General features: G+C 45.6%; 19 protein-coding genes. 17 read left to right on the forward strand and 2 right to left on the reverse strand.

Annotated features, from left to right (window positions below; translation table 11 throughout):
• Positions 1 to 85: 85 nt before the first annotated feature.
• Positions 86 to 1,462 (reverse strand): PEP-CTERM-box response regulator transcription factor, encoded by a 1,377-nt coding sequence (prsR, locus tag NM686_RS04380; protein WP_255186665.1) that lies wholly within the window; start codon positions 1,460 to 1,462, stop codon positions 86 to 88.
• Entirely contained in the window at positions 1,459 to 3,546 is a 2,088-nt protein-coding gene (gene prsK, locus NM686_RS04385) for an XrtA/PEP-CTERM system histidine kinase PrsK (RefSeq protein WP_255186666.1), read from the reverse strand. The genes prsR and prsK overlap by 4 nt, the downstream gene beginning before the upstream one ends.
• A 100-nt stretch (positions 3,547 to 3,646) precedes the next feature.
• Between prsK and NM686_RS04390 the strand changes: the two genes are divergently transcribed.
• The 17 genes from NM686_RS04390 to NM686_RS04470 all read left to right on the forward strand — a co-directional run bounded on the left by NM686_RS04390 (position 3,647) and on the right by NM686_RS04470 (position 23,256).
• Positions 3,647 to 4,120, forward strand: a complete 474-nt coding sequence (locus NM686_RS04390) for a Crp/Fnr family transcriptional regulator (RefSeq protein WP_255186667.1) — start codon at positions 3,647 to 3,649, stop codon at positions 4,118 to 4,120.
• Positions 4,121 to 4,160: 40 nt separating this feature from the next.
• On the forward strand, positions 4,161 to 4,907 hold the full coding sequence (locus NM686_RS04395; RefSeq protein ID WP_255186668.1) for a PEP-CTERM/exosortase system-associated acyltransferase: 747 nt from the start codon (positions 4,161 to 4,163) through the stop codon (positions 4,905 to 4,907).
• 305 nt (positions 4,908 to 5,212) lie between these two features.
• Entirely contained in the window at positions 5,213 to 7,627 is a 2,415-nt protein-coding gene (locus NM686_RS04400) for a tetratricopeptide repeat protein (RefSeq protein ID WP_255186669.1), read from the forward strand.
• A gap of 39 nt (positions 7,628 to 7,666) precedes the next feature.
• Positions 7,667 to 8,410 (forward strand): polysaccharide export protein, encoded by a 744-nt coding sequence (locus NM686_RS04405; RefSeq protein ID WP_269022429.1) that lies wholly within the window; start codon positions 7,667 to 7,669, stop codon positions 8,408 to 8,410.
• A 40-nt stretch (positions 8,411 to 8,450) separates the two neighbouring features.
• Positions 8,451 to 9,983 (forward strand): XrtA system polysaccharide chain length determinant, encoded by a 1,533-nt coding sequence (locus NM686_RS04410; protein WP_255186671.1) that lies wholly within the window; start codon positions 8,451 to 8,453, stop codon positions 9,981 to 9,983.
• A 14-nt stretch (positions 9,984 to 9,997) separates the two neighbouring features.
• A complete protein-coding gene (locus tag NM686_RS04415; protein ID WP_255186672.1) occupies positions 9,998 to 10,894 on the forward strand; it encodes an XrtA-associated tyrosine autokinase in 897 nt (298 codons plus the stop codon).
• Positions 10,881 to 12,473: a TIGR03016 family PEP-CTERM system-associated outer membrane protein gene (locus NM686_RS04420; RefSeq protein ID WP_269022432.1), complete on the forward strand. Its 1,593-nt coding sequence runs from the start codon at positions 10,881 to 10,883 to the stop codon at positions 12,471 to 12,473. Before NM686_RS04415 ends, NM686_RS04420 begins: the two co-directional genes overlap by 14 nt.
• A 17-nt stretch (positions 12,474 to 12,490) precedes the next feature.
• Positions 12,491 to 13,513, forward strand: a complete 1,023-nt coding sequence (locus tag NM686_RS04425; protein ID WP_255186674.1) for an XrtA/PEP-CTERM system-associated ATPase — start codon at positions 12,491 to 12,493, stop codon at positions 13,511 to 13,513.
• Positions 13,494 to 14,651, forward strand: a complete 1,158-nt coding sequence (wecB, locus tag NM686_RS04430; RefSeq protein ID WP_255186675.1) for a non-hydrolyzing UDP-N-acetylglucosamine 2-epimerase — start codon at positions 13,494 to 13,496, stop codon at positions 14,649 to 14,651. Before NM686_RS04425 ends, wecB begins: the two co-directional genes overlap by 20 nt.
• Positions 14,651 to 14,845, forward strand: coding sequence for a hypothetical protein (locus NM686_RS04435; protein ID WP_255186676.1), 195 nt, complete (start codon positions 14,651 to 14,653; stop codon positions 14,843 to 14,845). Before wecB ends, NM686_RS04435 begins: the two co-directional genes overlap by 1 nt.
• A gap of 79 nt (positions 14,846 to 14,924) precedes the next feature.
• The gene (locus tag NM686_RS04440) at positions 14,925 to 16,211 is read left to right on the forward strand and encodes an ISNCY family transposase (RefSeq protein ID WP_407942382.1); all 1,287 of its coding nucleotides are present in this window, start codon (positions 14,925 to 14,927) and stop codon (positions 16,209 to 16,211) included.
• A gap of 24 nt (positions 16,212 to 16,235) precedes the next feature.
• Complete coding sequence (locus tag NM686_RS04445; RefSeq protein WP_255188570.1) at positions 16,236 to 16,961, forward strand: XrtA system polysaccharide deacetylase; 726 nt, start codon at positions 16,236 to 16,238, stop codon at positions 16,959 to 16,961.
• Positions 16,958 to 17,977: a FemAB family XrtA/PEP-CTERM system-associated protein gene (locus tag NM686_RS04450; RefSeq protein ID WP_255186677.1), complete on the forward strand. Its 1,020-nt coding sequence runs from the start codon at positions 16,958 to 16,960 to the stop codon at positions 17,975 to 17,977. The genes NM686_RS04445 and NM686_RS04450 overlap by 4 nt, the downstream gene beginning before the upstream one ends.
• A 31-nt stretch (positions 17,978 to 18,008) precedes the next feature.
• Positions 18,009 to 19,007, forward strand: coding sequence for an acyltransferase family protein (locus tag NM686_RS04455; RefSeq protein WP_255186678.1), 999 nt, complete (start codon positions 18,009 to 18,011; stop codon positions 19,005 to 19,007).
• Between the two features lie 5 nt (positions 19,008 to 19,012).
• A complete protein-coding gene (locus NM686_RS04460) occupies positions 19,013 to 20,212 on the forward strand; it encodes a TIGR03087 family PEP-CTERM/XrtA system glycosyltransferase (RefSeq protein ID WP_255186679.1) in 1,200 nt (399 codons plus the stop codon).
• A gap of 3 nt (positions 20,213 to 20,215) precedes the next feature.
• Complete coding sequence (locus NM686_RS04465) at positions 20,216 to 21,346, forward strand: TIGR03088 family PEP-CTERM/XrtA system glycosyltransferase (protein ID WP_255186680.1); 1,131 nt, start codon at positions 20,216 to 20,218, stop codon at positions 21,344 to 21,346.
• 20 nt (positions 21,347 to 21,366) lie between these two features.
• Positions 21,367 to 23,256 carry an XrtA/PEP-CTERM system amidotransferase gene (locus NM686_RS04470; RefSeq protein WP_255186681.1) on the forward strand — a complete coding sequence of 630 codons (1,890 nt, stop codon included), beginning with the start codon at positions 21,367 to 21,369 and terminating at the stop codon, positions 23,254 to 23,256.
• Positions 23,257 to 23,555: the final 299 nt, after the last annotated feature.

The raw sequence follows: 23,555 nt of genomic DNA on the forward strand, positions 1-23,555 counted from the left end.
GCGCGGCACGCTTTTAGAAGCGGGTCACATATAACTTTAGCGTATCCCCCCTCGTCCAAGTTTCTCTGGAGGAAGGATGGGGAAATCAAGAGCTTTGATCAGAATAGCGCCTAATCATGTCCTGGAAGCCATGTTTTTCCAACAGGCTATAAAGGGTTGGGCGCGTTATTCCCAGCAGCTTGGCGGTTTCCGAGATATTGCCGTCGCTATAATGAAATGCGCGCTTTATGGCGGACAATTCCGCGGCATCACGAACGGTTTTTAAATTTAGCGGCATTGCATGATCCAGAATTTCGCCCATTTCCAAATCGTGCAAAGTTATCAGGTGCTTGTCGGACATTATCACGGCGCGTTTGAGCTTGTTTTCCATTTCCCTGACGTTGCCCGGCCAGGCGTAGTTTTCTAGTGCCTGTATGGCTTCTGGCGACAAGCGTTTTTCTTTGCAGTTGTGTTCGTTGCAGAAACGCTTTAGCAACGCGTTTGCTATGACCAAAATATCGCCCTCGCGTTCTCGTAAAGGGGGAATGTCGATGGTGATTTCGCTCAGGCGATAAAATAAATCGCCACGGAATGCATTTTGCGCAATCAATTCCTGCAGGTTGCGATGGGTGGCGCAAATGATGCGCACATCGACCGGAATTTCCTTGCGCCCGCCTAAGCGTTCGATGACGCGCTCCTGGATGAAGCGTAGCAGTTTGGCTTGTAGTGAGAATGGTAAGTCGCCGATTTCATCGAGGAAAAAAGTGCCGCCGTCCGCATATTCTATTTTGCCTTTGGTTTGTGCTACCGCGCCGGTAAAAGCGCCTTTTTCATAACCAAATAATTCGCTTTCCAATAAGGTTTCTGGAATGGCCGCGCAATTGACCGCAACGAAGGGGTGCTTGGCGCGCGGACTTTTTTGATGTATCGCCTTGGCGAGCAATTCCTTGCCGGTTCCACTGTCGCCTGACAGCAGCACGGTGGCTTGGGTTGGCGCGATCCGATCGACCATGCGCATCACGTTTTGCATCTGCGGACTGGTGGCGATGATGCCCGCTGAAGAGCTTTGCTGACATTGCAGATTGCGGAAATCGCGTTCCAGGGTTTGTAGATGGAATGCCCGCGCGATAATCAAGTTGAGAACATCCGGATCGACCGGCTTTTGATAAAAATCGTAGGCACCAAGCGCGATGGCGTCGATGGCATTGGTTCGGTCGTCGTTTCCCGTGACTACGATGATTTTTGTATGCGGGGCTAAAGCGAGTATTTCTTTCAGGGTGGCAATGCCCTCGCTGGCATTGGTTGGGTCAGGAGGCAGGCCGAGGTCGAGCGTTACAACGCCCGGTGTGTAGCGTCTTAATGCGGCAATTGCTTCCGCGCGATTGCTGGCGATGATCGTTTCATACTGGTCCAGACTCCACTTTAACTGTTTTTGTAAGCCGGGGTCGTCTTCAACTATTAACAGAACATTGGATTGGCTCATTCTGTGCCTGATTTCGTCAGTGGTAGATGTAAGGTTATCGTGGTGCCTTTGCCGGGTTGGCTCTCGACATCGAGTTGTCCATGGTTTTTTAGAATATAGTCTCTGGCTTCATAGGCACCTATGCCCATGCCTGCGTTACCTTTGGTGGTGTCGAAGGGCTTGAATAAGCGTTCGGCTATGAATTTTTCATCCATGCCGATACCGTTGTCGATGATTTTGAGGGCAGCATAGTCACCTTCTATGTTTAGGGAAAGTTTAACCCAGCCATCGGGTTTTTGCTTGGTGGCGTCCTGGGCATTTTGTATCAGGTTGCTAATGATGCTGGCCAGTTTTATCGAGTCTGCCTTGATGGCGCAGTCTTCGGTCGCAATTGCCAATTGCACTTCCGGGTGGCCGATATGTTGTTTCTGAATTTTTCGTAAAAACTCACCTAGATCAATCAGCGTGGCGGGCGATGTGGGCGGTTTTCCTTGTTTTAATTGATCGACGATGCGCTGCATTTTGTTCACGACATTATGCAAGGTGTCTAGGGTGTCATCGAAAAATTCAGGATTGTGCTTATGCTTGTCGGCATTTTTTACAATCAATGAGATTTGAGCCGCAATGTTTTTCAGATCATGTACGAGGTACGCCGAGAGCCTATGATAAGCCTCGAACTGGCGATTGCTGGCCAAAGCTTCGCTGGCTTTGCTGAGAGCAATGGCATTGGCAAGTTGCATCCCTACCGTTTTTAAAAGATCATGGTCCTCCCAATTAAGTTTGCGAGGGGCTCTGGGTTGGGTTAAAGCGACAAAAGCTTCTAGGTGGTTGAGATGAAATAAGGGGATAATCAGCCATATCTGACTGTCCTCGTAGCACCATGGGGACAAATCAATATCATCGTAAACCTCCGGGGTGTGGGCTAGTTCAAAAAAATCGATCACCCATTGCTTGTTGGCTAAATATTCAGGCAGGTGCCGATTATTTTTTAAATGCGTAAGTTCTTGCGATGGAATGCGAAAGTTCTGTGTCGCTGCCAACACAAATTCGCCCTGATCATTTTTTAACCAAAGCCCGCCGCCACAGCTTTCTACCAGGTTGGTAAGGGTGGTGATAATAAAAGTTTTCAGCTCTTCCAGCGACTCGAGTTTTGCCAGTGACTTACTGATTTTTAGCCATTCTTCACGGTAGTCGTAACTGTAGTGGAAAAAGTGCTTGCTAAAATAAACTTTTGCCAAGGCCCTAATCTTTCCCGAGGTAAAGGAGATCACCAATAACAGAAGGGCTAGGAAAATGAATAAGGTTTGAAGGGTTTCGCCCCACACTGCGTCTGTGTGTTTCAGATAATAGCCGGCAACTGACATCAGCAGCAGATAGATGCCGCAACCGAGTAGAATTGTGGTGTAAAAAGTTGTTTTTCGCGGGCTTGTATGTTTTGTCTTTGCGTCACTCGCCTCGACGGGGGGTATGCGGGTGATGGCAATTCCTAGTAAAGGCGCCGTTAAGGCGTTGAGAAGGCCGCGGGTTTGCCAAAGAGAGACATCTAATTGCTTGTAAAGTAAGGATTTACTATAGACCATGAAGTCAATCGCAAAGATGGCGCTAAGGGCAAGGCAGGCAAATTTTATGTTCCAACGTTCGGAGAGAGGGGTATTACGGTATAGTTGTTCGATAAGAATGAGTCCCGAGATTGCAAAGATCACATGAGAAAAGAAGCGTGGGTCCATGTGCGTCCAGGTACGAATCCAATCCAAGAAGGCTGGAAAAGTCTCTATACTTACTACAAAAAGAACAAGCCCGCCAAATGCTGGTGTGAGTGGGCAGTCCTTGAGATATTGGAAGGCATTGCCGCTAAGTTGCTTTGACAATAAAGTCGCCAGGAATAAAATCCAGGATGTATTGCGTAAGGTTTCATAAACCAGTGTATCGGCCAGAAAAAATTGTTCATCCAGGGTCGTTTGTATGATTTTTAGGCTCCAAATTATGGATAGCAGCGTGGCTATCCTGAATGACATGTTGCGTTGTGTTCTGGTAAACGAAAATAACAGTAAAGCTCCGAAAGCAAGTGCGCTGGCTGAATAACTGAAAAAAATGAAATGGTCCATGCTTAAGATATGCTGGAGATGCCTTGTATTTAGGGCTTTATTATAGCGTTAAGGCAGGCGCGATTGTGACGGATAGGCTTGGCAATCAACTTAGGAAGGCATGAAACAAATTCTGTACGAGATTATAAATAATCCACAATTTTCCGAAGGTTCTGCATGGAAGCGTTGTTTTTTTCGCGCGGGGGAAAAAATCCTTGAAAAGGACACTATCGGGAATACTTTGTTTTTTCTTGATGAAGGACAAGTAAGAATCTTGGGGGGAGCTGAAATCGAAGGGAATATCCGAATTACTCCAGGGCTTTGTGATTTGCAGGCAGGGGCTATATTCGGCGATATTTGTTTGTATGGCAATCATCGGAGGACGGCCACTGTTGTGGCGCTTACTGATGTGAATGTCATAGAAATTCGTAGCGATATGCTGAGTGTATTTTTGGATGATCATCCTGTCCAAGGGTATTTGTTTTTAAAAGCCTTGTTTCAAATTATGGTGCTACGCTTGGAGTTAGCCAACGAAAGAATCGAGAAACTTTTGGCATGGGGCATCAAAGCGCATGACATTGATAAATATCTTTGATTGCTTGCTTAATATCATTTTTTAGGGGTCGACTTTAATTATGAATAGCGAACCTAATCTCTCTCTCACGGAAAGCTTTGAACGTTATTTTCGCGTGGAGTTGGCGGTATCGGAAGCCCAGAAAAGGCAGGTATTCGGCATAAGATATAGGGTGTATTGTGAAGAGTTTAAATACGAACCCACCGATCACTTTCCCGAGCAATTAGAAATTGACGAATATGACCAGTTTTCTAGGCATTGTCTGATTGTGCATCGTAGCACAGGTACGCCCGCCGGTTGCGTGCGATTGGTTCCGGCATTAGGTGAGTGCGATGTTGATCCGTTGCCATTGGAGAAATATTGTCGAACCAGTTTGGATTGGGGGTATATCGAGAATCTAAAATTGGATCGCAATACAGTTTGCGAAATTTCGCGATTGGCTGTGGATGGGGCGTTCCGTCGTCGTACGGGGGAGTCCTTGACGAGGTTTGGTCAAATTAATGGGCTGACTATTGATGCTCAAGAGCAAAGAAGTTTTTCATTGATTGCGGTAGCTTGTTTTCTTGCAGCGACAGCGTTAACCGTGATGGATGGTAGAACCAACGTATTTGCGATGATGGAACCCTTTTTGCCTCGTTTGATGCATCGATCCGGTATCGATTTCCAGCGTGTGGGGAAAGATATGGATTATCATGGCATAAGGGCGCCATATTTCATTACTAGCCAGTCCGCTTTGAATAATATGCATAGCGATTTGGCCTGTTTATATCAATGGATTCAGGAAAGTTTAAAAACAAATATTCCGTAAATTAACTGGTTTTAAAGTATTTATCGACGAGATAAATTTTGTGATATTTTATGGCTTTTGAATAGCATATTTTTCGAGTAGTGCATTTGTTTAAGATTAATAATTTAGAGAAAATCGGTTAGTTGTGGGTCCGTTATGCGGGAAAAGCGGCATAACTGTTTTACGCCCGGTATTGTGGGATTAACACACCGCCGCGTACCATGGTAGATTAAAGTTGCAATGATGCACAGTTCTTAAAGGTATTTTAAAAAGATTTGAGCATGATTGCTTGTATGGATTAATGAGAAGTATTTTATGAGGTGAGTATGTTGGCTGATCAAAAAACTAATAAATCGAGTTTGCCCTATTTGCTATTGAGCGCGTTGATTCTGACGGCTTGCAACTCCCCTGAAGAAACTGCTGAAAGTCATCTGCAAAAAGGTAAGGAGTTATTTGAAAAAGGTGAATATGATAAAGCTATTCTTGAATTGAAAACTTCCAGCCAAAGTAGTGATCAACGTGCGGATACTTATTATTACATGGCCTTGCTGGATGAAAAAAGTAATAACTTCAAGTCGATGAGGGAGAATTTACTTAAAACCCTGGAGCGTGACTCTAATAATATGGAGGCAAGGCAGAAGTTAGGTAAGGTACATTTGCTTTTTGGGGATTTAGATAAAGCTCTGGAGCAGGCTGATTTTATTTTGGGTGTCAACGCCAGTAATGTTGAAGCACTGCTATTGAAAGCTTCCGTGCTTGTTCGGCAGGAAAAGAAGGATCAGGCAGTTAAGATCATCGATGATGTATTGGCAGGGAATTCAGGAAATGTTGATGCATTATCACTGAAAGCAGCCTTGCTTTTTCAGGATAATCAATTGGACCAAGCTTTGGCAACAGTTGATGCTGCGTTAGAAAAAGACATAAAAAACATGCCATTAAGGCTTTTCAAGATCAAAATAAATGCAAAGAAAAATAATATTGATGCCGTTGCCGAGGATTATAAAAAATTAATCGAATTGTATCCTGATTCAGATAACTTCAAGTTGAGTTTGGCCTCAATCTACTCCATGAGCGATAAACTGAAGGAAGCGGAAGAACTGCTGCGAGATATGGTAGCGAAGCGCCCGGATAAACTGGAACCCAACATTGTGCTGCTGGAGTTTTTAAATGCCAAAAGCAAAGATCGGGTTGTTGATGAATTCAATTCGTTGCTGGCAAATTTCAATAAAAACCCGGCGGGTAAATTGGAAATGTCTAAATGGATGTTGGCGAATGGTTACCTTGAAGCGGCATCTAATGGTCTAAAGCAAGTGGTGGAATCGGAAAAAGATAACAAGACTGGATTGTCAGCTCAAACCATACTCGCTGAAGTCGCGGTCAATAATAAAGAATATGATAAGGCGGATGAAGCCATTGCAAAAATTTTAAAAGCTAATTCTGATTTTGTTGATGCAAGCTTGTTAAAAGCGCGTTTGTTTTTGATTAAAAACGAAGTAGATCAAGCGATTGAATTATTGAATAAAGTTGTCTGGACAAAGAATGATTCTGATAACGCTTTTATGCTATTGGGACAGGCTTACACATTAAAGAAGGATTTAAAGCAAGCGGATAAGAACTTCAAGCAATCTCTGGAAATAAATCCGGCAAATCTTCAGGCTTTTTTGCCAATTTATAATGGTTACTTAAGAGCCAATCAAAAAGAAATGGCGAGACAGTATTTGGATAAGGCTCTAAAAGCCAAGCCCAATCAAGCTTTATTGCTAACCAATAAGGCCGAATTGGATATTGCGGAAAAAAAATGGGAGGATGCTCAAGAAACTGTACAGCGTATAGCATTGTTTTCGAAGAATAAAGCGGTTCCATTATATCTGCAGGCAAATATTCTACAGGGTAAGGGTGAATATGATAAGGCAGTATCTATTTATGAAAAAATAATTGCCGATTATCCGAATCATCTCAACTCAATGGTCAATCTGGTTCGCTCGTTTGAAGGGCTTAAACAGCGAGATAAGGCGATAGGCTTTTTGGAGGCTCATCACGCTAAAAATTCCGATAATCTCGAAGTTGTCGGGGTTTTGGGCGATCTATATATGGCCAACAAAGATTATGCAAAAGCCAAAAATTTGTTGGAAAGTCAAATCAAGCAATCACCGGATAAGTCGGTGCCTTTGTATCTGGCTTTGGCCAAGGTTGAAGCTGTTGTCAAGAAAACCCCAGAAGCTGCTAGAGATGTTTATATCCGCGGCTTGCAAGCCAATCCAGATGATGTCCAGCTTTCATTGGCATTGGCAGGGCTTTATGAGCAAACGGGCGATAAAGCGGCGGCGCGTAAGCTTTACGAAGCCGTTATCGAAAAGAATGCCGATGTTAATCTGGCCGTCAACAACCTTGCGGCTTTGCTGATTGAGTCTGAAAAAACGGAGGATGTGTCTAGAGGCTTAATGTTGGCAGAGAAGTTTAAAGACGTCGAGAACGTATTTTTTCAAGATACTTATGCCTGGGGACTGGTAAAGAATGGAAAGAATGATGAAGGCTTGGCGATTTTGGAGTCCTTGATCCTGAAGGAGCCAAAAATGCCGGAGCTTAGATATCATTTAGGCGTTGCTCATTTGAATAACGGTAACAAAGCGACCGCTATCATTGAACTGAAACAGGCGCTGGCGCTGGCAGAGAAGGGGCAGCGCAATTTTTCCGGAAAAGATCAAGTCTTGAGGTTACTTAAAGAGCTTGAGCAGCGATAGGTTTGGTAGACTATATTCTTTTGGAACAAGTAGATCAAGGTGCATGAAAGTATGATGGGGTCTAAGGTTAACGCCGTATTGAGTCGATTGGGGCTGTCTATTTTGTTGTCTCTTGCGGTCATAGGCTGTTCACAGCCGTTATTGGAAGACGTGTACCAGGCATCTGATTACACTTATAAAATTGGTCCCGGCGATAGTGTAAACATCTTTGTATGGGGAAATCCTGAGTTATCCACTTCCGCACCTGTTCGTCCGGATGGAAAAATAACGGTTCCGCTTGTAGAAGAGTTGCTTGCGAGCGGTAAAACACCTTTTGAGTTGGCCAGAGATATCGAAAAGGTACTATCGGTCTATGTCAAAAGCCCTCAAGTCGTAGTCATGGTGTCCGGTTTCAAAGGGGTCAGAGATCAGCAAATTCGAGTAATAGGACGAATTGGTGGTGGAAGTGGTGGCGGCATGGGTGGCGGCATGGGTGGCGGCATGGGTGGCGGCATGGGTGGCGGCATGGGTGGCGGCATGGGTGGCGGCATGGGTGGTGGATTAGGACGTTATCAGGGAAAAGCCATACCTTATGAAAGAGGGATGACATTGTTGGATGTAATTATCGAAATTGGGTTAAATCAATTCGCCGACGGCAATCGCGCTAGTGTCATTCGAGAAGTGGACGGGGACTTGAAATCATATCGCGTGCGTATCGATGATTTAATCGATAATGTGGATTTATCTGCAAACGTTCTGATGATGCCAGGGGATATTTTAATTATTCCAGATGCTTTCTTTTAAATAGAGTGTTGTCGGTTCTGACTTAATTATTCCACTAAATATGCAACAAGAACTTTCTGAAATTTATTTTTATCTCAAAGGAACTCTTAAATATAAACGTATCGCAATGCTTTTAGCGTTGCTGGTTTGTATTAGTGGTTGGTCTTACGTTTTTGTAATGCAGGATAAATTTGAATCCAAAGCCAAAGTCCATATCGATTCGTCAACAATTCTTAGGCCGTTAATGCGGGGTATGGTTATCGAGCCAGATGTGTCCGCGCTTATCAGAATTATTTATCAATTGATGTTTACCCGACCGAATCTGGAGAAAGTTGTCGAATTGTCCCGGCTAAAACCCGTTAATTCAGGGCACGTAATTGATGATGATCTGATCGAAAAGTTAAAAAATGAAATAAAAATTTCTGGCGCCGGTTCTAAGGACATTTTTGATATTGGATATTCGGCGGCTGATCCGGAAACCGCAAAAAGTGTGGTTCAAGCCGTTTTGACAGTCTTTTCTGAGCAAACTCAAGGTAAAGCCTTGGCTGATGCGACTGATGCTCAGAAATTCATTGAGCAGCAAATTCGCGAATATGAAATAAGGTTACAAGAAGCTGAAAAAGCAAAAGAGGATTTTAAGCGCTCGAATCTGGATTTACTTTCCGATTCAGGACAATTTGACCAGTTGGCTCAATTAAAAGAACAGTTGAATCAGGCTAATACCAATCTGGAGCAAGCGATAGCTAGGAAAAACGTTCTGGCCGAGCAGGTTGAAGACGTACAGGATTCGGACGAGGATTGGGGGTTGCCTGATGTGACAAATAATGTTGTGCAGGAAGATGCACAAATTTCTCAATTGATGAATAAAAGAAATGATTTATTAATTAAATATACGGAACATCATCCTGACGTCATTGCTATTGATAAATTGATTGAATCGATAAAGGCGCAAAATGAGCAGAATAAAAATACTCAGCCTGAACAAACTGAGACAGATACTTTAGGCCCTAGAAAATTAGCCAATCCTTATGTGCAGGCTTTGAAGACAGGGCTGGATAATGCTCAAGCAGAGATTGCGGCAAATCAAGCGTTGATTGGTTCGATCAAGGAGAGAATGGCGCAGATTGAGCATGGTTTGAGTGACAAACTCGCCCTGGAAACTGAAATGAAAAATCTCAATAGAGATTATGAAACCATTAGCGGAAAGTATACCGAGCTATTAGCGCGCAGAGAGCAGGCTCGTATCACGGAGAGTGTTGATGATCAAACTTCTCGGCTTAAATTCAAAATTGCAGACCCTCCTACCAAGCCTTCAAAGCCATCATTTCCAAATAGACCATTATTTTATTCGTTGATTTTAGTGGCCGGGCTTGTGTTTGGTTTTGGCATAGCATTTCTGATTTATTTCATTCGTCCAGTTTTCATGTCTACAAGACAGGTTAGGGCGGTTACTGGTCTGCCATCATTAGGTAGCGTGTCTCTAACTAGCCAAGGTATTATAAAAGCCAAGGATTTCGACTGGATGTTGTTAATAACTATAATAATTATGATCGCTAGTTACACCAGCATTATATTATTCGAAGTGCTCAAATAATTTAGGTATCTTACATGAGCATAATTGAAAATGCTTTGAGAAAGGCTAATCAACAAAGTGTGACTGATGATAAGAGTCAGTCTGTGGTTGATCTGAAATCTGCAGCTAAACCAGTTGTTCAAGATGAAGAAGTAAAAAATGACAAATTTGTTGCGGAACCGGTATTATCAAATGACAATAAGGTTTTAATAAACTGGAACAAGCTAATCTCGGATGGTTTTATCGATAACAATGATACCAAGTCGCAACTGGCGGAAGAGTTTCGGGTGATTAAACGTCCACTCGTAAATAACATTCAAGGCTCCGAGGTTAATGGAATATCTCGTCCTAACCTGATTTTAATTTGTAGTAGTTTGCCTGGCGAAGGCAAGACTTTTGTTTCAATTAACTTGGCTCTGAGTATCGCCAACGAAATGGATAAAAAGGTTTTATTGATCGATGCGGATGTCGAAAAGCCAAGTATATCAAAGCAGTTGGGTATCAAGCAATCTCCAGGGTTGATCGAGTATTTAGAAAACGAAAGCATCAGTTTCTCTGATATTCTGTTGAAAACCGACCTCGCGAACTTGACTGTTATTCCGGCGGGAAAACGTCACAAATATTCGACTGAATTATTGTCTAGTCAAAGAATGTATCTATTTGCCGATGAAGTTAGTCGTCGTTATAGGGATAGGGTAGTAATCTTCGACTCACCGCCTTTGCTGGTTGCAACCCAAGCTCAAATCTTGGCTGAATTGGTTGGGCAAGTGGTTTTGGTTATTGCGGCGGAAGAAACGCCACAAAATGTGGTTAATGAGTCCGTTGCAAAGTTGGCTAACTGCGATGTGGTGATGACTTTATTGAATAAAACCAAAAAAGAACTTGACCTATATGGCTACGGCTATGGTTATGGTAAGTATGGCCATTCGTAAAAGTGGGCGAAAATTGCACAAGATTGTCGTTAACTCTTGTGTTTTAACATTATCTTATGGACTGTTTTTCTCGCACAAAGCAGCTGCCTTTGATTGGAGAATGCGACCTAGCCTGTCAATGAGTGAAGTATTTACTGATAACCTCGAGTTATCGGATACGGCGAAAAGAAGCGGCTTTATAACTGAAGTAGCGCCAGGAGTATCACTTTTTGGAACATCGCCTTGGAGTAATTTTAACCTTAATTATCGCTTGCAAGGTCTTTACAATGCAGGTGGCAGTGATGCTGTTGATATAAATCATCAATTGCAGATGAACGGTCTTTACCAGGCGGTGCGAAACAGGCTTTTTGTGCAAACTAGTAGCTCAATTAGTCAACAAAATATTAGCAATGGATTTATTGCAACGGATAACTTAACTGGGGGTAGGGATAGAACGGAAACTAAAAACTTTTCTATTTCACCTTATTGGACACCTCAATTTGGGCAATATGCACGAGGTCTCGTCAAGGTTGGCTATCAAAATACCTCTTTCGATAATGCTAGTTTTGGAGGCGGCTCAGTATCGTCTTCTGGTCTTATTTCAGATTCAGACACATTTTCAAAGCAAGCTAGACTTACGAGTGGAACGAAATTTGGTAGAGTGAGGTGGAGCTTAAATTACTCTTCTCAAGAGCAAAGCAGGGCAACAGGGGATGACGTCTTATTCGAACAGTATCAAGGTGACTTGCGTTACTATTTAAACAGAAAGTTTAATGTGTTCGGGCAAGCCGGATACGAAAACAACGATTATCAGACGTTAAACGATTCCATTAATAATGGCTTTTTCTATACCTTTGGTGGGCAATGGAGTCCAAATAGATGGTATTCTCTCGAGGCTGGCTATGGAAATAATAGACACGTAACCGTACGCTTCAATCCTTCTCCTAATTTTATAGGGCATGTAACCTATCGTAATAAGGAAGTTGGCTTGAATACAGGTGATTCCTGGGATGCAAATATCAGGTATCGAGCTCAGCAGGCATTTATTGGCTTTAATTATTCTCAAGATACCACGACAGTTCAGCAGGTTTTAGTAGAGCAGACTGCTTTCGATTTAACTGGCCCAGTCATTGATACGGACATCGATCCCGTAACCGGTCAACCACTTAGCCCGCTTTTAAATCCAAACTTGCCTAATTTTGTTGATGATGTGATAGTTAATAAGCAAGCAAGTTTGACATTTGGATATCAGACCGGGAAAAGCTCTTATAATTTATCCTTTTATAATACCCGTCGGACATACGAATTAAATCCTCAAGAGGACAATGTTTACGGAGCGAGCGGCAGTTGGAACTGGAGACTGGCGCCGAGACTTAATTTTTACCTACGTCCTACTTGGCAAACTATCGATAATGAGGCGTCGAGTAATGACCGCTATGATGTAGCTTTAGGTTTTTCCAAAGCGATCCCAATCAACCTGGGGCGGCCTTTGCTGATGAACACTCGGCTGGAGTTTCGACATATCAACCAAATGTCGGACTTGTCTACCAATGATTACGTAGAAAACCGTGCCACCGCGAATTTTGCCGTTCGATTTTAATTTCTCATATTCAACTAATGTACGACGGATTTTATAACTTAAATCAAAAGCCGTTTCAGTTAAGCAGCGACCCGGATTTCTTTTTTCAGAGTTCGGTTCATCGAAGAGCTTTGGCCTATATGCAATACGGTTTGACTCAAGGCGAAGGATTTGTCTTGGTGACAGGATCTCCTGGTACAGGCAAGACCATGTTGGTTAAAAGCTTGATTAAAAATCTGAATAAAGACAAGCTTTTAATCGGTGTAATGGTGACGTCGCAAGTTGGTCCGGAAGACACCCTCCGCCTGATTGCTTCTACATTCGGATTTCAGTATCTACATAATGACAAGGCCAGTTTATTGGCAAGTTTTGAGAAGTTTATCGTCGAGAAAGCCAGAGAAGGAAGGCGTTTGTTGTTAATCGTCGATGAGGCGCAAAACCTGCCCAAACAATCGCTGGAAGAGCTGCGGATGTTAACGAATCTTGACGTTAATGGCGTGCCGATCTTTCAAGTGTTTTTGATTGGACAGCCGGAGTTAAAGCGTACAATTTATGCGGCTGATATGGAGCAGCTTAAGCAACGTATAGTTTCCACTTATCATCTCGAGCCTCTAGATCTGGAAGAAACCAGGGAATATATTTTATTTCGCCTGCAAACAGCGGGCTGGAAGGGGGCTCCGGAGTTTCACGCCGGTATATTTGTCGACATTCATGAATTTTCTGGCGGTATACCACGTAGAATCAATACCTTGTGCGACCGATTATTGTTGTACGGGTATCTGGAGGAATTGAGCGTACTCGACAGTGATGCCGTTGAAAAGGTGGTTTCAGAAGTCAAGGAAGAAATGCTGTTAGAAACGGTTGACACGTCCGACAATAAAGCCTTCACGCCGGTAAATTACTCCAGCGCAGAAGCCGGGACGATCGAAGAGAGGCTGGCTCGTTTGGAAAATCAGGTGATACAACTTCACGATAATGCCTGCAAGGAAAAAGCCTTGCTCAGAAAAGCGATCTTAATTCAATTGGATATGGATTCAATCTATGACGATGTCGGGAAGTGATCTCAAGCAGCCCAAAACCTTGATCTGTGTCGTTGGGGCAAGGCCTAATTTCATGAAGATGGCGCCCATCATGCGGCAGTTGCAATTGTTCAGGCATTTGATCAAGCCTTATCTGGTGCATACGGGACAGCATTACGATCAGGCCATGAAGGATACCTTCTTCAAGCAACTGGGTATTCCTGAGCCGGACAAGGATTTGGGCGTGGGTTCCGGTAGTCATGCCGTGCAAACGGCCAATATCATGCTGCAATTCGAGCCGGTCCTGGATGAAGTCAATCCGCTCGCGGTGCTGGTTGTCGGTGATGTCAATTCGACGATTGCCTGTGGCTTGGTGGCAGTCAAAAAGCACATTCCGTTGATACATGTCGAAGCGGGGCTGCGAAGTTACGATCGCGGGATGCCGGAGGAAATCAATCGCATCTTGACCGATCAAATTGCTGACTTGCTTCTCACCACCGAGCGGGCGGCGGCGGGAAATTTGCACAAAGAAGGCATACCTGACGAGCGCATCTGTTTTACCGGTAACGTGATGATCGATAGCTTGTTGAGCAATTGCGAACAAGCGATTCCATTCTCGGTTACCTTGCAAAAATATGGCTGTGTTCAGGCGATAGAAGAAAAAGACTATGCTTTGCTGACCTTGCACCGGCCATCAAATGTAGATGATACCGACACCCTAAAGCGTTTAATCACTGTTATCGGCGATATTGCGCGCAAGTTGCCGGTGATTTTCCCGGTTCATCCCAGAACGCAGCAAAAAATTAATCAAGCAGGGTTGTTAAAAGATTTGCCGGAAGATAGCGTGGTCATGTTGCCCCCAGTGGCTTATCTGGAAATGCTGGGTTTGATGCAAAGCGCGAAATTGGTTTTGACCGATTCCGGAGGACTACAAGAAGAAACCACGGCCCTTGGCGTGCCATGCGTGACTTTACGGGAGAATACCGAACGTCCCATTACCGTCACCGAAGGCACCAATACCATCGTGGGGACTGACCCGCGCAAAATCATGCAATGCGTCGACGACATCCTGGTCAGTGGGGGTAAATCGGGGCGCATTCCAGAATATTGGGATGGCCAGGCTGCCAAACGCATAGTTGAGGCCATTGTGCGCCGTTATATTGAAACGGATCAAAGCTGATGGCAGCTGAAAAGATCGTGAATGCGATGACGGTCGATGTCGAGGATTATTTTCAAGTCTCGGCGTTTGAAAGACATATCGCAAAATCGGAATGGGATAGCTTGGTTCATCGGGTGGAGGATAACACGAATCGTATCCTGGATTTATTTGCCCAGCACGACGTCAGCAATTCTCAATTTAGCCGATGCTGGTAAACTGAGCTGATTTTTTCATAACAGCTCACGGACGATGGCTCACCCTTTTAAAGAAAACGAACAATTCACGCAAGCCCGCTTGATCGAGCGAATCAGGCAAGTCTTCGAAACATTGCCCGACGGTCGTAGTGGGACGGGTGTTTACCAGAAATACACTATGTCCGATGCGGCGCTTAGCGCGTTTTCGGTGTTTTTCATGCAATCACCCTCGTTTCTGGAGCATCAGCGGACAATGCAAAAAGAACGCGGCCAAAATAACGCCCACAGTCTATTTGGCGTTTATCAGATTCCGAGTGACAACCAGATTCGGAATCTGCTGGATGCCGTGTCGCCCGACGCTCTATGGCCGCTGTACCGATGGGTGCTGCAGGCATTGGAAGCGCAAGGCAAACTCAAAGAATTCCAAGTGCTGGAGGATAGTGTACTGGTAGCCTTGGATGGGGTGGAGTATTTTAGTTCGCAGAAGATTCATTGCGAATGCTGCTCGACGAAGACGCTAAAGACGGGAGTTGTTCAGTATGCTCACAGCGCGGTTACCCCGGTAATCGTTTCCCCACATCAGGCGGATGTCATTCCGTTGGCCCCCGAATTTATCGCACCGCAAGACGGGAGCGATAAGCAGGATTATGAGTTGGCGGCCGCGCGACGCTGGTTGGAGCGCGAAGGCAGCCACCTGCCGGCAAACGTGACTTTTTTAGCCGACGATTTATATTGCAAACAGCCTTTTTGCGAATACCTTAAGCAACAGGGCCGACATTTCATCCTGGTTTGCAAACCGGAATCCCATAAAACCCTCTACGAGTGGGTCGAGGATTTTCAGCGGCTCGGGCAGGTTGAAGTGATAGAAAAACGCCACTGGACAGGCAAGAAACGATTGACCGAACGCTACCGCATCGCTCAGCAAGTGCCGTTACGCGACAGCGACGATGCCCTATTGGTGAATTGGTGCGAAATCGAGGTCATCGATGAACAAGGTCATCTCGTCTACCGCAATGCGTTCGCCACGGATTACGCATTAGGCGCGCACAATGTGGCCGATATCGTCAGCACCGGTCGTACGCGCTGGAAGATCGAAAACGAAAATAACAACACCTTGAAAACCAAAGGGTATCACTTCGCGCATAACTTCGGGCACGGTAAAAAACATCTCGCGGCCTTGTTAGCCAGCTTGATCATACTGGCTTTTCTGGTTCATACGTTGCTGCAATGGTTCGATCGATGTTATTGCTTGCTGCGCGAAGAACTGTCCAGCCGGAAGACGTTTTTTAACGATTTAAGGGCAATCACCCGTTATGTCTGTTTTGATAGCTGGCAACATTTGATGGAATTTATGCTTGATGGCCTGGACATTCCAATCCCTCGCTGAGAAAAATTATATTGCTCCGCTTAAATTGAGAATTGCTGGCACGACGTCAGAGCTACCTTCTTTACCCTGGGTTGGGTTGCGGAGCGCTATCCTCGCTTGATAACACGCATCGTCTCTGAGGGGCATGAATTGGCGTCTCATGGCTATGAGCACATTCGGGTAACGGAGCAAACGCCTGATCAATTCCGCGCTGATATCAAAAAATCCAAACAGATTTTGCAAGATATTGCCGGCCAACCGGTTATCGGCTATCGGGCGGCCAGTTATTCGATTGGCGCCAGGAATCTTTGGGCGTTAAAAGTGTTGGAGGAAGAGGGCTACCTTTACAGTTCCAGCATTTATCCGGTCAAACATGATTTATATGGCATGCCAACGGCGCCCCGTTTTGCCTTTCACCCAGAGAATACCGAAACTTTGCTCGAAGTGCCCATAACCACGCTAAAAATTCTGGATAAAAATATTCCATGTGGTGGCGGCGGTTTTTTCCGTTTATATCCCTATCCATTTTCCAAATGGGCGTATCGCTATATCAATTCGGTGGAAAAACAGCCGGGTATTTTTTATTTTCATCCCTGGGAGATCGATCCCGATCAACCCAGACAGCAAAACTTGCCGTTAAAATCCCGTTTCAGACATTATTTGAACTTGAGCAAGGTGGAAAGTCGCTTGAACCAATTGTTAAGGGATTTTCGCTGGGACACGATGCAGAACGTATTTCTCAAGCAGTCGACAGTCACAACAGCATTATGATCAAACTCCTCGAACCGCTTGATTATCCGCGTTGGGATAGCTACGTGATGGCTTCCGATGAAGCCAGTTTTTTTCATTTATCCGCTTGGCAAGAGGTGCTACGCCAAGCGTTCTCGCATAAGACCTATTATTATTTCACCGAGCAGGATGGCCAAATTACCGGCATTTTGCCACTGGTGCATGTCAAAAGTATGTTGTTTGGCAACACACTGATCTCGAATGCGTTTTGTGTCTATGGCGGCATAGTCGCCAGCAATGACGACGCTTTTTTGGACTTGCAAAGCCAAGCGCAAAAATTGGCGAGGGAGTTGGGTGTCGATTGTCTGGAAATGCGCAATCGCCGCCAGCTGCATCCTGACTGGCCGCATAAGGAACTTTATGTCACCTTTAGAAAGCAACTGGACGCCGATCACGAGAAAAACATGAATGCGATTCCGCGCAAACAGCGAGCCATGGTGCGGGCGGGTATCAAGGCCGGTTTGAGCAGCGTGATCGATGAATCGGTCGAGCGTTTTTTTCAAGCTTATTCGGAAAGTGTCAGAAATCTCGGTACCCCGGTGTTTCCAAAACGTTATTTTCAAATCCTGAAACAAGTATTTGGCAAAGATTGCGAGATTCTGACCGTCGAACATGAAGGTAAACTGATTGCCAGCGTGATGAGTTTTTATTTCAAGGATGAAGTATTACCTTATTACGGCGGTGGCACGGAACTCGCGCGTGATTTGAAAGGCAACGACTTTATGTATTGGGAAGTCATGCGCCGCGCGGTGGATAAAGGCTGTCGTGTGTTTGACTTTGGCCGCAGCAAAGTGGACACGGGTTCCTATCGTTTCAAAAAACATTGGGGCTTCGAACCCGAGCCGCTATATTACGAAGTCGATTTAGTGCGTGCCCAAAAAATCCCGGAAATTAATCCACTCAACCCGAAATATCGGCTATTCATTGCCGCATGGAAGCGTTTGCCCTTGCCACTAAGTCAACTAGTCGGTCCCTGGCTAGCCAAAGACCTAGGATAGGAAGGTTTTTTTCGAATTTTTATTTTGTCGAATGTTTCTTGGTTATATACATACTTTTAGGGCGATAGCGATATATTTTATAATAGCTATGCACTGTATAGATGTTTTTCAATGGGAAAATAACAAAAACCTAGAAAGAATTCTAAGGATATCTATAAGTAATGGGACAATTTTATTTGTGTTCATTGCTGGTTATTTGTTTCAGCATCTGTCGTCACGATTTCAATATAAAAAATACTTGTTTGCTAAATTTAGAAATGTAATAACACCATACTTTTTTATTTCTATTCCTGCGATTATTGTTTTTACATTGATTTTGAAGCGTGAATCTGTGTGGCAAGGATTTTATGATGATCCTGTGTGGCTGCAAGTGTTGAATTTTTATCTTACAGGTTTGCATCTTGCACCTTTTTGGTTTATTCCAGTAATAACAATTTATTATTTGGTGTCTCCAGCGCTGATTCAGGCAGACAAAAGTAGTGTTTTTTACTATTTATTGCCGATTTTGATTCTGGTTTCTTGTTTGGTCGGCAGGGGGGGGGGGCAACCATTAATAAGTTTCGTGCATTTTCTATCAGTCTATTCTTTAGGTATGTTTTGTAGTCGATATAAAATGTACCTAAATGATTGGCTATCAAAAGGGTTTGTCATTATTATCGTTTTTATTTTTGTTATCTTACTTTGGTTGTGTGAGTATTTTTTTGCAAAAACTACTTATACGTATTTTAATTTTCTGCAGAAGATCGTTCTTTGTTTTTTTGTTTTGGGTGTTCTAGTTCGTTATGGAGAGAAGGCTACGCATCACTATCTAAATTTGGTTGCTGATACTAGTTTTGGTATATTTTTTATACATTCATATGTGTTGACGGCTGGAAAAATGCTGGCTCATAAGTTTTTCGGGTACCTTCCGTCAGGTACTTTCCAGTGGTATTTCCTAACTACACTCATTACGATGTTAGTTTGCTTGGGTATCGTATATGCAATTAAAATTATATTGGGTCCCAAAAGCAGGATGTTTGTTGGGAGTTAACTTATATGAAACCCATTCTCTATCTGGTTCACCGCATTCCCTATCCGCCGAATAAAGGCGACAAGATACGTTCGTTTCATTTTCTGAAAGCGTTGGCGGAAAAATATGAAGTTTATCTGGGGACGTTCATCGATGATCCCGAAGACAGGCCATATCTCGATGCCTTGAAACCCTTTTGCAAGCAGAGTTTTTGCGTCGAGCTACAGCCGAAGTTGGGCAAAATAAAGAGCTTGACCGGATTCTTGAGCGGAGAAGCCCTCAGCTTGCCCTACTACCGTAATACGGCTATGCAAAGTTGGGTGGATAACGTGATTGCCGAGGGAAAAATCGAAAGCGCGCTGATTTTTTCCTCGCCAATGGCGCACTATCTACAGAACCATCCGGCTTTGCGACTGGTGGCCGATTTCGTCGATGTGGATTCCGACAAATGGCGGCAATATGCGCAAAGCAAACCCTGGCCGGCGAGCTGGGTGTATCGGCGCGAAGCGCAAAAGTTGCTGCAGTTTGAAACGGCCATCGCTCAACGCGCCGAGGCGACGTTGTTCGTGTCCGCGCAGGAAGCCCATTTGTTCAAGCAATTGGCCCCCAGCGTTGCCAATAAAGTCGGATTTGTAAACAACGGGGTTGATACCGAATTTTTCAATCCGGAATTGCCCTACGACTCGCCTTATTCGAAAGACCTGAAAACTATCGTTTTTACCGGAGCAATGGATTATTGGGCCAATGTGGATGCCGTGGTCTGGTTTGCGCAACAGGTATTCCCATCGATCAAGCCGCAATGTCCAGCCGTGCGTTTTTATATCGTGGGCTCCAAACCCGCCAGACAGGTGCTGCAACTGGCTGAAACCGATGCCTCCGTGGTGGTAACCGGCCGAGTTGACGACGTGAGAGCCTATATCGCACATGCGGATGTAGTCGTGGCTCCGTTGCGTATTGCCAGAGGCATTCAGAACAAAGTGTTGGAGGCCATGGCGATGGCCAGGCCTGTGGTAGTCACTTCGGCGGCTATGGAAGGCATCTGCGCTGATTCATCCATTCAGGTGCCCGCCATAGATTCGCCTGATGAATTTGCCGAGCAAGTCTTGCGGTATTTGCAACAAGCGATGCCGCCTATCATCGCTAACCGCCGCTATGTGCAAGCCGAGTTCAGTTGGCAGCATAATGGTGAACAACTGTGCCGCGTACTGAGTGGTGAAGGCCAATAATCCATGTCGCAGCCGCCATTGATCGTTCACATCATTTATCGCCTTGGCATCGGCGGGCTGGAAAACGGCTTGGTCAATCTGATCAATCGCTTACCGGCAGATAAGTATCGGCATGCGATTATTTGCTTGACCGATAGTACAGATTTTAAGAACCGAATACAGCGCCCGGATGTTGACGTCTACGAGATGCACAAACGACCAGGTCAGGATTGGGCGAGCTTTTTAAACGTCTATCAACTGATCAAACGATTGCGGCCTGCTGTTGTGCACACGCGCAACCTTGCCGCGATCGAATATCAAGTGTGCGCGTTTTTGGCTGGCGTACCCTATAGGGTGCATGGCGAGCACGGCTGGGATGTCTTCGACCCCGACGGAAGCAATGTCAAATATCAATGGTTACGGAGGCTGTTGGGGCTGCTGATTCATCGTTTCATTCCACTGTCTCGGCATCTCGAGGAGTACTTGCTGAACAAGGTTGGCATTCCCGCCGCGAAAGCTACCCGAATTTGTAACGGTGTCGACACCCAAGTCTTTTATCCCAGAGCGGCTACAAGGCCCATACCGCTGGGCTGTCCGTTGGCGTTGGACGATAAAGTCGTCATTGGCACGGTGGGGCGCATGCACGGCGTCAAGGATCAATTAACTTTGGTCAGGGCGTTCATCCAGGCTTGCAATCAATCTCAATCGTTTGCCGGGCGGGCGCGCTTGCTGATCATCGGCGATGGTCCTTTGCGGGAAGAAGCCTTGGTCTTGCTGGCAAATTGCGGTTTATCGGCACAGGCCTGGTTGCCGGGCGAGCGTAGCGATATTGCCGATATTTTGCGTAGTTTGGATGTATTCGTCTTGCCATCCAAGGCCGAAGGCATATCCAACACGATACTGGAAGCGATGGCGACGGGATTGCCGATTATCGCTACCCGTGTCGGCGGCAATCCGGAATTGGTCGAGGAGGGTGTGAATGGCTGTTTGGTGGATAAGGAAAATCCGCAGCAACTGGCTGAAGCGATGCTGGATGTGCTGCTCGATGACGATAAACGTGCTCGGTTAGCAGAGGCATCGTTGCGCCGCGCCCGAGAAGAATTTTCCATCGATAGCATGGTAGAACGCTATCGACACATTTACGATAGGCAATAACCCAGCCCAATAGGACAATCATGTGCGGCATAGTCGGTATTTTTGATATTCATGGCAGCAGCGAGATAGACCGCGATTTGTTGTCGCGAATGAACGAATCGCAATTCCATCGCGGCCCCGATGAAGGTGGCCTGCATACCGAGCCGGGCTTGGGCTTTGGTCATCGTCGCTTGTCCATCATCGACTTGTCCAGCGGTCAGCAGCCGATGCACAGTCAGGATGGCAATGTCGTGTTGACGTATAACGGTGAGGTTTACAATTTTCCGGCACTGCGGCAGGAGCTGGAAGCGCTGGGCTTTGTTTTTAAAACCCATTGCGATACCGAAGTGATTCTTTATGCCTGGCAAGCCTGGGGCGAGGCTTGCGTCGAGCGCCTGCGCGGTATGTTTGCCTTTGCGATTTGGGATAGACCTCAGCAAACCTTATTTCTGGCCCGCGACCGCTTGGGTGTCAAACCGCTGTTTTATGCGCAGCTGCCGAATGGGCATTTCATTTTTGGCTCCGAGCTAAAGTCATTGAAGCAGCACCCGCTGCTACCCAAAACCATCGATCCGACTGCGATCGAGGATTACTTCGGCTTTGGTTATATCCCCGATCCCAAAACCATTTATCAGGGCGTTTATAAGCTGGAGCCTGGCTATTGTCTGACCATCCGACGTGGACAACAACATTGGCAACCGCGGCAATATTGGGATGTGAAATTCGACGTAGGGCAAAGCCGAAGTGTAGCCGAAGCTGGCGAGGAACTGATAGAGCGTCTGCGCGAAGCCGTGAAAATCCGTATGGTGGCAGATGTGCCGCTTGGAGCGTTTTTGTCCGGCGGTGTCGATTCCAGCGCGGTCGTGGCCATGATGGCGGGCATATCGGCCGATCCGGTCAATACCTGCTCGATTTCCTTTGGCGACCCCAAATTCAACGAATCGCAATTTGCCGCACAGGTGGCCGAGCGCTATCACACCGCGCACCGTGTCGAACAAGTCGATCCCGACGATTTCAGTTTGATCGATCAATTGTCCGGTTTGTACGACGAGCCCTACGCCGACAGTTCGGCCTTGCCCACCTATCGGGTGTGTGAGTTGGCGAAAAAACAGGTGACCGTGGTGTTGTCCGGCGATGGCGGTGATGAAAACTTGGCCGGTTACCGGCGTTATCGTTGGCATACCTACGAAGAACGCATGCGGGCTTTGTTACCGGATGCGTTGCGGGTGCCGCTGTTTTCGACGCTGGGTCGTATCTATCCCAAACTGGATTGGGCGCCGAAAGTGTTGCGAGCCAAATCCACGCTGGAATCGATCGGGCGTGATTCCATGGCCGGGTATTTCCACAGCGTTTCGGTTCTGTCCAACGAAATGCGCGCTCAGTTGTTCAGCGAACAGCTAAAAAGCCAATTACAAGGCTATCAAGCCATTGAAGTATTCCGCCGCTACCGTCAACACGCCCCCGAACACCCGTTGGCCATGGTGCAGTATCTGGATTTGAAAACCTATCTGGCCGGCGATATTTTGACCAAAGTCGACAGAGCCAGCATGGCGCACGCGTTGGAAGTGCGAGTGCCTTTGCTGGATCACAAACTGGTGGAATGGATGGCAACCTTGCCGCCGGACTTGAAATTGCATGGCCGCGAAGGTAAATATTTATTCAAAAAATCCTTGGAACGCTATTTGCCGAACGACATCCTGTATAGGCCAAAGATGGGCTTTGCCGTACCGCTTGCCAGTTGGTTCCGCGGGCCGTTAAAACAGAGGGTGCAAGACGCTTTGCTGGGCGATACCTTGCGGCAAACAGGCTGGTTCAACGAGGATTTTCTGCGGCACATGGTTAGCCAGCATCAATCCGGATTGCGAGATTACAGCGCTTCGATTTGGTCGTTGCTGATGTTCGAAGCGTTTTTGCGGAATAATCTTGAGTAATTTTGTTCGATTTGCTTGGCTTAGTCTGTACCCGCGTGCAAGGGATGTTTTGACGTTGATGCATGAAATCGCGATAGCGTAAACTGAAGTCTATGATTAACCCAATACAATGCGACTATGAAGGTCAAACAAATAGCTTCGGATTGCCCTACCTATCTCAGCAAACGCGAAATACGAAGTACTAAATTGGCCTGAATATGACCGAGCATTGATGAAGCTAGGTGATATCACGGTTTGGTTTGATGAAGAATTTATCAGTTGCCACTGGTGTTCTGAGTCCATTGGTCAGAGTGGTGTAC

This window comes from Methylomonas rapida, from assembly GCF_024360925.2.
Lineage (GTDB): Bacteria > Pseudomonadota > Gammaproteobacteria > Methylococcales > Methylomonadaceae > Methylomonas > Methylomonas rapida.